Origin of the sequence: Microcoleus sp. FACHB-831 (assembly GCF_014695585.1) — a bacterium.
Taxonomy (GTDB): Bacteria; Cyanobacteriota; Cyanobacteriia; order Cyanobacteriales; family FACHB-T130; genus FACHB-831.
Map to the genome: position 1 here is coordinate 44,196 of NZ_JACJON010000063.1, position 11,913 is coordinate 56,108.

Here is an 11,913-nt window from a genome sequence, read left to right on the forward strand (position 1 = left end):
GCGAAGCGAAGGCGTTAGCCGTTAGAGCGCGAAGGAAAGAGCTTTATAGAGATTTTACAACTGATTTAGGATTGCTATATGTATGAATCTATCGGTCGGTTGCACTATTACCCAGTTGTGTCCAACGATATCAAGGATAATCCTTGGTGGTTGGTAGTGCAATGCTGCGACGACTTGATTAAATATTATCGATGGCTAGTTCTTAAAGCAACTGGCATTAAGTTAGCGAAACCTGCATGGGGAGCGCACATCTCTGTAATTAGAGGAGAAAAACCCCCAACTGATGAACTTTGGGAGAAGTATCAGGGAAAGTCTATATCGTTCCTCTACTCACCTATTATCTATACAGATAAAAAATATTGGTGGTTAGATGTAGAGGCTCCTTTTTTATTAGATATCCGCCAAGAGTGCGGACTTAAAAGAGAGCCTGAGTTCGCCTTGCATTTGACAGTAGGATTAATGATTGCAGGGTAGGCGGAAAGTGCCTACCCTGCACTGCTAGAAACTAGCGACGACGACGAGCTTTCTGCTGCTCTTGATCTCGGCGACGGCGATCGCGCCACTCTTGTAGCGTTAAATAAATTACGCCTCCTGTAACAGTCAGCAAGAGGCCAAAAGCTGCTAAAACTAGAACATTCTGGATGGAAGTTTCCACGACTTTTTTACAAACCGTTACGACCCCAAACTACCATTGCAATCGACCAAGTAAACACAACCAGAACCGAAACCCAACCTAGTGACAGGATATCCATATTTGTATGTAAAGACCAACCGTGTAAATGACTTCAAGCCTTATCATAGTTCAATCTGAGGTATATATCGATCCCCCCAGCACCCCCACATTCCGAGGCGGAAGCTGGTAACTAGAGGGCGATTTGGACGGATATTGGGCAAAATAGTCTTTTATGGTTGATTCATTAGAACGAATAGAATCTCTAAAAGCTGGAACCTTGGCGGCTTTGTCGGTTTCCCTAGCTTATGGAATCGCCCTGTTGAGCAATAGTTTGGTGCTGGCAGAGTTGCAAGTCACGGATGGCGTTAACTTTCTGGTTCGGGTGGCGATCGCTTGGCTGAGTGGCTTCCTATTCGGCGTCACCTACCGCTACATTATCCGCGATGACAGCAACCCGCACCTGAAAACAGGCGCAGTTTTCGCCTTTGGGTTGGTGCGGGGATTGGCACAAGTAGACGTAGGGTTAAGTTTCCCCGACGCCTTTTGGTCGTTTGTGCTTATGGGAGGAGAGAGTATTTTATTGTTTGCGATCGCTCGTCTTACTCTCGATTTTGCCATCCGCAACAGTTGGGTAAAACCCTTTAAATCAAATTAAACTCCTCAAAATCAGGCTGACCGTACATCATATTTCTGTCAATAGCTGACAGAACTTTATTATTAGCGCACGAGGACTCAAGACACCGACAAACCAAATCCGCCACATCAGCACGATGAATTGTCCCAGCAACTTGCGGATCTTCCGTGAGAATACCATTACCCGTTGCCGCTTCCGACTTCAATCCGCCGGGGCGAATAATAGTATAAGTTAGTCCGCTGGCAATCAAATGTTGCTCTGCTTTTTCTTTTTCCAGCAAAACTGGTCGCAGGGTTTCCAAAGCTTGCGGCGGAATCGCACCAGCAGTATTTCCACTACCAATAGAAGAAACTAAGATAAACTTTTTTACGTTAGCTTTTACAGCAGCATCAATGAGATTTTTGTTGCCTAGATAATCTGCCCTTTCACCATCTTTGGGTAAACCGCCGATCGTACTGATAACAGCGTGGATTGGTTCATCACCTAGCATTGAGCTTTCCACTTCAGCAACATTCAAAGCATCGCCGAAGACGATGTTAATTCCCATCGTCTCCAGTTCACCCTTAGTTGCTTCTGTCCGCAGCAAGGCTTTTACCTTTTTGTTTTGAGCTATTAAGCGGTTAGCGATTTCTCGACCCACACCGCGACTAGAGCCTGCGAGAAAAATGTAAGATTCAGATGTCATTTTCAGTTTATGGTTAGGACTGTTTCATTGTAATGCGGCCATTTTCGGGCTACACCTTATACCATTTTGGATTTTGGATTCTGAAAACCAAACCCAAGTGGTATTACTATTATTTACGAGCGACGATGACAAACCAGGATTGCTCTGAGAGGGGCAAACCAGGGGGACGATAATAGTGGTGTAAAATTTCAAATCCAGCTTCTTTTAAACAAGGAACCAGAGTTTCATATTCCCAACCGACAACATAGCGAAAACCTGTCGGACGTTGGTTATAGCCTTCGCGATCGCCGCGACACATAGACATGAGAATTGCACCTTTGGGAACGAGCGATCGCCACAAATCCTTCAGCACCCTCACCATATGTTTGCGCGGAACGTGAATCAGCGACGCATTCGCAAATATCCCATCAAACGTCTCCGGCGGCAAGTCAAGGCTGAGAAACGATTGCTGCCAAACCTCACAACCAGAAGCCTGTTGCGCCATCTCCACAAACGCTGGTGCTGCATCCAAACCAATCGGCGTATGCCCCAGACGCTTGAAATTCACCAAGTCACGCCCAGGTCCACAACCCACATCAAGGATTTTACCCGGATTTCGGGGCATAGCCGCTATCAGAGCATTGATATTTTGCGAGACATCATGATTCCAAGTACCCACCCTGAAAGATTCCGCCGTCAGTTGATACTCTGCAATTGTCAGTTTCTCGTGTTGCTCCACCATCCTTAAACCTTGTGACACTCTAGAAAATAATAGTTATCACCATTTACCCCATAAAATATGTTTCCCGGAGAAGTTTTTGCCAATACAGCTGATTTTGACAGCGGAATTCGCCAGTTGTTACCCCGATATGACGAAATGCTCGATGTCTTGGTGCGTTGCATCCCCTCTGGTGCCCAACGTATTCTAGAACTTGGTTGCGGCACTGGCGAACTTAGTCTAAAAATACTCAAGCGCTATCCATCTGCCCAATTGATTTCCGTCGATTACTCACCCCGGATGATCGAGTTTGCCGCCGATAAAGTCCGCTCGGCGGGATATGCTAACCAGTGGAAGGGCATAGAAGCCGACTTTGGCGACTGGGCTAACTACGAGATAAATCTCATTGACGGGTTTGATGCCTGTGTCTCATCCCTAGCCATTCACCATCTCACAGATGAGATGAAATTTAAGCTATTTCAGCGCATCTACGACAGTCTTAAAAAACCAGGTAGCTGTTTTTGGAATGCTGACCCCATCCTGGCAGAATCCCCGGCACTAGCTGAAGTTTACCAGAGTGCGAGAGACGATTGGGCATCTGGCCAGGGAACGACGCTGGCAGAGATTCGCTCGAAAATTGGTAAAAGTACGCCTCACGGTTACTCCAATCCCGACCAGTTGGCTACATTGTCGGCCCATTTGGAAATGGTTGAAAAAGCTGGGTTTAAAACTGTAGCAGTGCCTTGGAAATATTATGGTTTAGCCGTGTTTGGTGGATTTGTTTGAAGGGAAAAAAGAAAAATATTTCCTCGTTCCCAGTCTCAGACGGGGAACGAGCATTTAGATGTTAAATACTTTTCAAAGTAAAGAGGATTAATTATTAAATGGGAGCGTAGAATTAAAAATATAGGTAATGCTATTTATTAAACTTAGCTGCATAGCAGCTAAGTGCTGCAAGTAGGTAATAACAATGGCTGAAAAAACGTTTCTTAAGGATATGTGGGATACAATTCGCCAGGGAGACCTGGAGCGAGTTGTGGCTTTAATTGATGCGGATAGAGAACGTTTACACATGACAACTGTGTTTGGTACATGGCTACACTTTGCCGCCAGTGAAGGGCAATTAGAAATTGTCAAATATTTCATTTCGCAAGGATTAGATGTCAACGCACGCAGCGAGTCTGATAGCAGTGGATACACACCAATAAACGCAGCCGCCTCTAAAGGCTATGTTGAAGTTGTTCGGTATTTGCTTTCTTGCGGAGCAATCCTTGATGTTAGCAGAGGTGGACAGGAGAACCCTTTATTTAGAGCAGTGCTTAATGGACATACAGAAGTTGTCAAACTGTTGATTGACAGCGGAATTGATACAAAAATTAAGTATAATACAAAAACCATGAGAAATATGGATGCGCTGGCACTTGCCTATGAATGGGGACAAAGTGAAGTGGTTAAAATTTTGAGACCTTATTCCCTCGGCGAACCAGTATTTTGGGATCGCAAGGGCTATTGTACTCCTGTTATTGACGATTGCTATATTTTTCAAGGCTGGAAAGATTTCGATCTCCAAGGAAATAGGCTGGGAATATATAATTCAAATGCAAAAAAAAGAGTTAGAGATTAAAAATGTTTTTTATTAGTTTTATTGAAAATTCACCCCAATGTCAACTCAATAATATACAAGTTGGTGAAATTATTATTGGCGAATTTCGAGAGTTTTTTCACTCATCCTTATCTTATTGGAATCAACAACAATATTTAGATCAATGGAGAGCAGGAATTAATAGAATATGTAGGGGTGAAGTAAATTCATCTCTGATTACAGATATGTATGACCCAAATTCATCTAATATCGTTCAATGGTGGGTTTTACGCTGTAATAACGATATAGTCCGCGTGCGTAATGAACTTTTATTTTTAGAAGTGTTAAAGCAGCCATTTATCGTTGCAGATATTTACAAATATATTGAAGAGCGACCAGCCGTAAATAAGAAGGGTAAAAAAATATCAGAATGGGAAGTAAATATATCTGATTTACATGAGTTTTATTTAAAAATTTCCGATAAATGATGTGGAAATAAGGAGGTATTTAGACAAGCCTCGAAGTCAGCTTGCATCGGTAGGAAGCAAAAAAGGCAAAAGAAAGAAAAAATATTTTCTCGTTCCCAGCCTCATACTGGGAACGAGAATTTAGATGTTATGCTTCGGTTTTAACTGTTCCCATCCCATCCCTTGATAGCCAAATTGAAAGATTTCAGGATGGAGAATTTCTGCCAAAATTTCTAGGGAATCTACCAATCTTGGCCCTGAACGATTAAAGTAAGAATTCCCATCTGTGAAGTAAATTTTGCCTGTTTTTACTGCCTGCAAATTTTGCCATTCAGGACGATTGCTTAGCTGCATTGCTTCAGTGCGCGTGCGTTCTAAATCGAATCCGCAGGGCATGAAGATAATAACATCTGGGTCTGCTGCTGTGAGTTCTTCCCACTTTAACCAGGGGGAATGCTGCCCTACAACACCAAACAGCGATCGCCCCCCCGCTAATTTCACTAATTCTGGAATCCAATTCCCCGCCGCCATCAGCGGATCTGTCCACTCAATACACGCAACACTTGGAACCGCATCTGCGCCTAAAAATTGAGTTTTTTGTTCGCAAACATTGACACGAGATTGTAAATACGATAATGCTACTTTACATTCAACTTGCAAGGTTTCGGCAACTCGTTGGATGTCCGTCCAGATGTCAGCTAAAACATTTGGCTGTAAGGAAATAATCTGGGGTTGAGAGTGAGTAAGGGCTGCAACAGCTTTCTCGACATCGCTAAGGCTGACAGCACAAACTTCGCACTGAGCTTGCGTCAAAATGTGAGTTGGTTGCAATTGCTCTAAAATATCGGTTTTTACTTTATATACACTCAGAGCAGATTGCAACAAATCGTTAACGCGATCGCCAATTTCCCGGCTAGTACCTTCGGGGTTGAACTTGGGTTCGGTGCAAACAGGTCGGTCTTTGATTTCTAGGGGATAATCGCATTCATGCGATCGCCCTACTATAGCGTCAGTCAACCCCAATGTCGCTAAAATTTCCGTAGCACTGGGAATAAGAGAGATAATTCTCATATAGGCAAATTAAATGTGGAACATCTTATTATCTCTTTGCGGACTATTGCGATGCCTTTATAAGACAAGCACGCCTTAACCAATCGTAAATTTTCTACAGACATTTTCATCACAGATTTATTACTCAAGGCTAAATCAGCGATCGTGGCTCAATCTAATACTCGTCTTACCACATCCCTCCAATCTATATCTCAGGCTGCTAGTTTAGCCGTCTGTGCGATTGGCTGTCTTGTCATGCTGGGTTGGATACTCGACATTCCAGCGCTTAAAAGCGTTTTCCCCGGATTGGTGACGATGAAAACCAACGCAGCTTTGGGCTTTATTTTGAGCGGTGCTGCATTGTGGCTGTGGCATAAGGAAGGCAAAAGCGAAAAGCGCCCCCAAGCTGAGTTTAGCTTTGCTTCCCCAGATTTGGGGGCAAGACAGCAACAAGTAAATAGAAATAAATTCTTTATTTTGCCTTTTGCTTTCTGCCTTTTGCCTTTTGTAATTGGTTTGCTGACATTAATTGAATATCAATTTGGTGTAGATTTCGGCATCGACCAATTACTCTTCAAAGAACCACCAAATGCCATTGGAACTTTGGCTCCAAATCGGATGGCTCCTAACACTGCCTTGGATTTTATCCTACTTGGCGGTGCAATGCTGCTGATGCAAACGCGGGGTTATCGCTATCATGTTGCCCAGTTATTGAGCCTTGTAGCATTTTTAGTAGCATGGCTGGGTTTTTTGGGCTATATCTACAACATCAAAGAGTTTTACGGGATTGCCACTTACACCCGCATGGCACTGCACACGGCGATCGCGTTTATCCTCCTGAGTATTAGCATTCTATTTGCTTGTCCAGACAAAGGATTAATGGCAATTGTTACCAGCAACAGTGCGGGTGGCATCATGGCGCGGCGGTTGTCCTTAGCAGTTGTTGTGATTCCGCCGTTTTTGTCGTGGATAATTATTAAAGGTTATCGCCAACAGCAATACGATAGCGACTTTGGATTAGCGATCGCTGGTGTGATGAACCTAGTAATTTTTAGCATTTTAATTTGGTGTAATGCCAAGTCGTTAAATGCTATAGACGAACGCCGTCAAAAAGCCGAAGAAGAACTGCGATCGCTCAATGCAGAATTGGAACAACGAGTTAGCGATCGCACTTTAGAATTAAGCCGCTCAAACGAACAATTAGCAAGTGAAATTGCCGAACGCAAACAGACAGAAGAAGCCCTCATAGAAAGTGAAAAGCGCTTTCGTCAAATTGCTACTAATCTCCGCGAAATCTTCTGGATGATTGACGTTGATAGCCAGCAAATGCTGTATGTAAGTCCCGCCTACGAGGAGATATGGGGTCGCACGCGCCAGAGTCTTTACGAACAGCGAGAATCATTTCTAGATACTATCTACGCAGAAGATCGACCGCGTATAATTGCCGCCTTTGAGAAACTAATCCCAGAAGATTATGACGAAGAATATCGAATTTTGCGGCCTGACGGCGGACAGCGCTGGATACGCGATCGCGCCTTCCCAGTTCGCAACGAACACGGACAAATCTACCGCATCGTCGGCATTGCAGAAGATATAACTCAGCGCAAGCAAACTGAAGAGCGGTTGCGGTTGCTTGAATCTGTCGTAGTACATGCCAATGATGCCGTACTTATTTCCGAAGCTGAACCAATTGATAATCCAGGCCCCCGCATTATCTATGCAAATGCCGCCTTCACGCGCATGACTGGCTATAACCTTGAAGAAGTTATAGAACAAACGCCGCGCATTTTACAAGGCCCAAAAACTGACCGTCAAAGCCTAGATAAAATTCGCGTGGCGCTGCAAAATTTGGAGCCTGTGGTTGTTGAGTTAATTAACTATCGCAAAGACGGTTCAGAATTCTGGGTTGAACTTAGTATTGTTCCAGTAGCAGATGAGACAGGCAATTACACCCATTGGATATCGCTCCAGCGGGACATTAGCGAGCGCAAGCAAGCTCTTGAAGCTTTACAAAAAGCTGCCCTCGAATTAGAAATTCGCGTAGGGGAACGAACTGCCGAGCTAGCAAAAGCGAATGCAGACTTGCAATTACAAATTGCTATTGCCGAGCAAGCAGAGGCGTCGCTAAATGAAATAACCAGGCTTCAACGGGCAATTTTAAATAGCGCCAACTACTCGATTATTTCTACTAATGTAGACGGCACAATTCTCACCTTTAATCGAGCTGCTGAGCGCTGGTTGGGATATGCCGCCGCAGAAGTAGTTGGGAAAACAACCCCTGCCCTATTCCATGACAAAGACCAAATAGCAAAACGTGCCCAAGAACTATCGCAAGAGCTGAAAGTAACCATCGAGCCTGGGTTTGAAGTTTTTGTTGCCAAGGCTCGCCAAGGAGAGCCAGACGAGCGCCAATGGACTTACATCCGCAAAGATGGCACCCGCTTCCCCATCCTGCTGTCGGTGACAGCTGTACGAGATGGCGAGGGCAATATTACAGGCTTTATGGGAATTGCCAGCGACATCAGCGATTGCATCGAGGCAGAAAAAGCTCTGCGCGATAGCGAAAGGCGATTCCGCGCCATCTTCAACCAAACATTTCAATTCATTGGATTGCTCAACCCTGACGGCACCGTTTTAGAAGTGAATCAGCCAGCACTAGAGGCGGGCGGGCTTAAGCATTCGGATGTTGTAGGTCGTCGAGTTTGGGACGCAGGATGGAAGTTCACGCCCGAAGATCGCCAGCTTTGGTTATCGGCTATTACTGAAGCAGCGCAAGGAAAATTTGCTCGTTTTGAAGTCCATCTACCATTTGGGGAAGACATAAATTTAACTATTGATACCTCGGTTAAACCTGTTAAAGACGAGACAGAGCAAGTAGTTTTCCTAATTGCAGAAGGTCGGGACATCAGCGATCGCAAACGAGCAGAAGAAGCGCTCTACCAAAGTCAACAGCAGCTACAGGCTATCTTAGATAATTCTCCGGCTGTCATTTATGTTATAGATGTTCAAAACAGATATTTACTAATCAATCGCAAGTTTCAAAATCTCTTTAACCGCAACCGCGAACCACTCATCGGTAAAAGTATCTACCATACCTGGCCTCAGAATATAGCTGATAAGTTTGTGGCCAATAATCGCCAAGTAATTGAAACTGACGCGCCCCTAGAAACTGAAGAAATTGTCCTTCAAGACAATGAAATTCATACCTACCTTTCAATTAAGTTTCCTCTTTATAACTCTAGTGGCGTACCCTATGCAGTTTGTGGTATCTCTACAGACATCACAGAACGCAAACAGGCTGAGGAAGCACTAAAAAAGGCGCACGACGAGTTAGAAATTCGCGTTCAGGAACGGACTGCGGCATTAGCACAAGTAAATAACGAATTGCGAACAGAAATTGTAGAGCGGTTGCTAACTGAGCAGGCATTGCGGCAGAGTGAAGAGCGCTATCGTTCTCTAGTTGTAGCCACTGCACAGAATGTTTGGACGACCGATCCCTCTGGCTTAGTTGTGAGTGATTTGCCACTGTGGAGAGCGATTACTGGTCAGACTGAAGTGGAAATTCAAGGCTGGGGATGGCTCGAAGCACTGCATCCAGGCGATCGCGAACAAACCGCACAACTCTGGATGCAGGCAATTGAAACTAAAAGCCTTTATGAAACTGAATATCGAGTGCGGTTGCACGATGGTAACTATGGCTATTTCTTTTGTCGCGGGGTTCCAGTTCTGGAAGCCGATGGTTCTATTCGCGAATGGGTTGGCATCCATCACGATATCACAAGTCGCAAACTAGCTGAGGAAGCGCTAAAGGAAAGCGAGGCGCGGCTACTGGCAATTTTAGATAACTCCCCGACTGTCATCTACCTTAAAGACACTCAGGGGCGATTTATTTTGATTAATCGCCAGTTTGAAATGCTTTTCCACGTCGATAGAGAGCAGGTCAAAGGTAAGAATGACTACGATTTGTTCCCAGAAGAGATGGCAGAAGTATTTCAACGTAACGATCGCCAGGTACTCGAAGCCGGAAGCCCGCAGATGTGGGAGGAAGTGGCTCCTCAAGATGATGGAATGCATACTTACACTTCGATTAAGTTTCCCCTGTGCGATGCTTCCGGGGTTCCCTATGCATTGTGCGGTATCTCAATCGATATTAGCGATCGCAAGCAGGCTGAGGAGCTAGTCAAGCGAAGCGCTGCGGAGATTACTCAAATTTTCGATATGTTGCCTAGTTTTGTCTGGAAATTCTGTCCTGCCTCCAGACAGTTTATCTATGCTAGCGGTGTCGTAACCGAAATCAGCGGAATTTCTAGAGATGCATTTTTTGAGAATTATCAAGTCTGGGATGATCGCGTCGATTCCGGATACGAGTCGCTTGAAGCACTTAAGATAGCCTGGGAAGCTATTAACAAAGGCGAACCTTACAGGGTTGTTTATCTTTTTCACACGTTTCACAAAGGGGCGCGTTGGTTTGAAATCATCGGTCGTCCTGCTTATGAGGACGGCGTACTTTATTACTATGGCAGCACAACCGATATCACCGAACGCAAGCAAGCAGAAGAGGCTCTGCGGGAGAGCGAATCGCGGTTTAGGCGCGTGGTTGACTCTAATATGATTGGGATTATTTTCTGGAAGGTTAATGGCAACATTACAGAAGCTAATGACGCTTTTCTTGAGATGGTGGGCTACACCCGTGAAGATCTGCTTTCAGAAAAGGTGAATTGGATACATATCACTCCTGCGGAATACATTCATCTGGATGAGAAAGGAATCCAGGAGATGGCAGCTAATGGGGTTTGTACTCCCTTTGAGAAGGAATACATTCGTAAAGATGGCAGCCGCATCCCCGTTCTCGTCGGCGGTGCCATATTGGAAGGACATGAGGATACTGGCGTGTGTTTTGTCATTGACATTAGCGATGCCGTGGCGGCGGCTACGCAACGCAAGCGAATGGAGCATGAATTGGCAGAACAGGCAAAGGAATTGGCTCGTTCTAATGCCGATTTAGCACAATTCGCTTATGTTGCTTCTCACGATTTGCAGGAACCGCTGCGAATGGTTGCCAGTTACACGCAACTTTTGTCGCGACGTTACAAAGGCAAACTAGATGAAGACGCCGACGAGTTTATTGCATTCGCGGTTGATGGTGCTAACCGGATGCAAAAACTTATTAAAGACTTGTTGGAATATTCGCGCATTGGGACGCGGGGCAAACAGTTCGCGCCAGTGGAATGCGAAAGTATATTCGAGGATGCGATCGCTAATCTGCAAATAGCTATTGAGGAAAGCGGTGCTATTGTAAAGCGCGATGCTTTACCAACTGTCTGGGGAGATAGCACGCAACTGGGACAACTTTTGCAGAACTTAATTGGGAATGCTATAAAGTTTTGTGGAAATCCCCCCCCCCGGATTCACGTTTCTGCCCAAAAGGGAGAAAATGAATGGATCTTCTCAGTCCGCGATAACGGTATTGGCATCGAGCCAGATCAGCGCGATCGCATTTTTGTCATCTTTCAACGCTTGCATAGCCGTGCAGAATATCCAGGTACTGGCATTGGTTTAGCCCTCTGCAAAAAAATTGTTGAAAGGCACGGCGGGCAAATTTGGGTACAGTCGCAACCAGGACAGGGGAGTGTATTTCACTTTACTATTCCCTTAACAGGAGTTGATGTTAATTGAATACTGGGGGTAAACCAGTGGAAATCCTGCTAGTAGAAGATAACGAAGGAGATATTCGCCTCACCCAAGAAGCGTTTCGAGAGAGTAAAGTTTGGAATCACCTGCACGTTGTCAAAGATGGACTTGAGGCGATCGCTTTCCTGAAAAAAGAGGGCACGCACGTAAATGCTGTTCGTCCCGACTTGATCCTGCTGGATCTAAATCTACCCAAGCGCAATGGTATCGAAGTTCTCCAAGAAATCAAAAACGATGACAAGCTTAAACGAATTCCCGTCTTAGTTCTCACATCCTCTGAAGCCGAGCGAGACATTGTGGGAAGCTATAATCTGCATGCAAACTGTTTCATTACCAAACCACTTGACCTCAATGATTTCCTACAATTAGTGCAGGCAATAGAAGACTTCTGGCTTACCATTGTCAAACTCCCGCGAGAGTAAATCCTCTTTCCC

Annotated in this window: 12 protein-coding genes; 7 read left to right on the forward strand and 5 right to left on the reverse strand. The window is 44.9% G+C overall.

Features of this window, described 5'->3' with window-relative positions:
* Positions 1 to 78: 78 nt before the first annotated feature.
* Positions 79 to 474: a hypothetical protein gene (locus H6F77_RS18215; protein WP_190489964.1), complete on the forward strand. Its 396-nt coding sequence runs from the start codon at positions 79 to 81 to the stop codon at positions 472 to 474.
* A 31-nt stretch (positions 475 to 505) separates the two neighbouring features.
* Here the strand turns inward: H6F77_RS18215 and H6F77_RS18220 are convergent, their stop codons facing one another.
* A complete protein-coding gene (locus H6F77_RS18220; protein WP_190489965.1) occupies positions 506 to 655 on the reverse strand; it encodes a hypothetical protein in 150 nt (49 codons plus the stop codon).
* A gap of 7 nt (positions 656 to 662) precedes the next feature.
* A complete protein-coding gene (gene petN, locus H6F77_RS18225) occupies positions 663 to 752 on the reverse strand; it encodes a cytochrome b6-f complex subunit PetN (protein WP_190489966.1) in 90 nt (29 codons plus the stop codon).
* A gap of 153 nt (positions 753 to 905) precedes the next feature.
* Between petN and H6F77_RS18230 the strand changes: the two genes are divergently transcribed.
* The gene (locus H6F77_RS18230) at positions 906 to 1,328 is read left to right on the forward strand and encodes a hypothetical protein (RefSeq protein WP_190489967.1); all 423 of its coding nucleotides are present in this window, start codon (positions 906 to 908) and stop codon (positions 1,326 to 1,328) included.
* On the opposite strand, the gene H6F77_RS18235 is transcribed toward H6F77_RS18230, so the two are convergent.
* The gene (locus H6F77_RS18235; RefSeq protein ID WP_190489968.1) at positions 1,315 to 1,992 is read right to left on the reverse strand and encodes an SDR family oxidoreductase; all 678 of its coding nucleotides are present in this window, start codon (positions 1,990 to 1,992) and stop codon (positions 1,315 to 1,317) included. The genes H6F77_RS18230 and H6F77_RS18235 overlap by 14 nt on opposite strands.
* 109 nt (positions 1,993 to 2,101) lie before the next feature.
* On the reverse strand, positions 2,102 to 2,713 hold the full coding sequence (locus tag H6F77_RS18240; protein ID WP_199321404.1) for a class I SAM-dependent methyltransferase: 612 nt from the start codon (positions 2,711 to 2,713) through the stop codon (positions 2,102 to 2,104).
* A 57-nt stretch (positions 2,714 to 2,770) separates the two neighbouring features.
* On the opposite strand from H6F77_RS18240, the gene H6F77_RS18245 reads away from it, so the two are divergent.
* From H6F77_RS18245 to H6F77_RS18255, 3 genes are all read left to right on the forward strand, one after another.
* Positions 2,771 to 3,475: a class I SAM-dependent methyltransferase gene (locus H6F77_RS18245; protein WP_190489969.1), complete on the forward strand. Its 705-nt coding sequence runs from the start codon at positions 2,771 to 2,773 to the stop codon at positions 3,473 to 3,475.
* Between the two features lie 184 nt (positions 3,476 to 3,659).
* Positions 3,660 to 4,313, forward strand: a complete 654-nt coding sequence (locus tag H6F77_RS18250) for an ankyrin repeat domain-containing protein (RefSeq protein ID WP_190489970.1) — start codon at positions 3,660 to 3,662, stop codon at positions 4,311 to 4,313.
* A gap of 2 nt (positions 4,314 to 4,315) precedes the next feature.
* Complete coding sequence (locus H6F77_RS18255) at positions 4,316 to 4,759, forward strand: hypothetical protein (protein ID WP_190489971.1); 444 nt, start codon at positions 4,316 to 4,318, stop codon at positions 4,757 to 4,759.
* 120 nt (positions 4,760 to 4,879) lie between these two features.
* Here H6F77_RS18255 and H6F77_RS18260 read toward each other — a convergent pair whose 3' ends face one another.
* Positions 4,880 to 5,809 (reverse strand): cobalamin-binding protein, encoded by a 930-nt coding sequence (locus tag H6F77_RS18260; protein WP_190489972.1) that lies wholly within the window; start codon positions 5,807 to 5,809, stop codon positions 4,880 to 4,882.
* A 144-nt stretch (positions 5,810 to 5,953) separates the two neighbouring features.
* Between H6F77_RS18260 and H6F77_RS18265 the strand changes: the two genes are divergently transcribed.
* Positions 5,954 to 11,464: a PAS domain S-box protein gene (locus tag H6F77_RS18265; RefSeq protein ID WP_190489973.1), complete on the forward strand. Its 5,511-nt coding sequence runs from the start codon at positions 5,954 to 5,956 to the stop codon at positions 11,462 to 11,464.
* Positions 11,465 to 11,481: 17 nt separating this feature from the next.
* On the forward strand, positions 11,482 to 11,901 hold the full coding sequence (locus tag H6F77_RS18270; RefSeq protein ID WP_309228873.1) for a response regulator: 420 nt from the start codon (positions 11,482 to 11,484) through the stop codon (positions 11,899 to 11,901).
* The last annotated feature ends 12 nt before the right edge of the window (positions 11,902 to 11,913 follow it).

Coding starts and splice junctions, on each gene's coding strand:
- H6F77_RS18245 (WP_190489969.1), top strand. CDS start 2,771: ATGTTTCCCGGAGAAGTTTTTGCCAATACAGCTGATTTTGACAGCGGA.
- H6F77_RS18230 (WP_190489967.1), top strand. CDS start 906: ATGGTTGATTCATTAGAACGAATAGAATCTCTAAAAGCTGGAACCTTG.
- H6F77_RS18255 (WP_190489971.1), top strand. CDS start 4,316: ATGTTTTTTATTAGTTTTATTGAAAATTCACCCCAATGTCAACTCAAT.
- H6F77_RS18260 (WP_190489972.1), bottom strand. CDS start 5,809: ATGAGAATTATCTCTCTTATTCCCAGTGCTACGGAAATTTTAGCGACA.
- H6F77_RS18250 (WP_190489970.1), top strand. CDS start 3,660: ATGGCTGAAAAAACGTTTCTTAAGGATATGTGGGATACAATTCGCCAG.
- petN (WP_190489966.1), bottom strand. CDS start 752: ATGGATATCCTGTCACTAGGTTGGGTTTCGGTTCTGGTTGTGTTTACT.
- H6F77_RS18215 (WP_190489964.1), top strand. CDS start 79: ATGTATGAATCTATCGGTCGGTTGCACTATTACCCAGTTGTGTCCAAC.
- H6F77_RS18235 (WP_190489968.1), bottom strand. CDS start 1,992: ATGACATCTGAATCTTACATTTTTCTCGCAGGCTCTAGTCGCGGTGTG.
- H6F77_RS18240 (WP_199321404.1), bottom strand. CDS start 2,713: ATGGTGGAGCAACACGAGAAACTGACAATTGCAGAGTATCAACTGACG.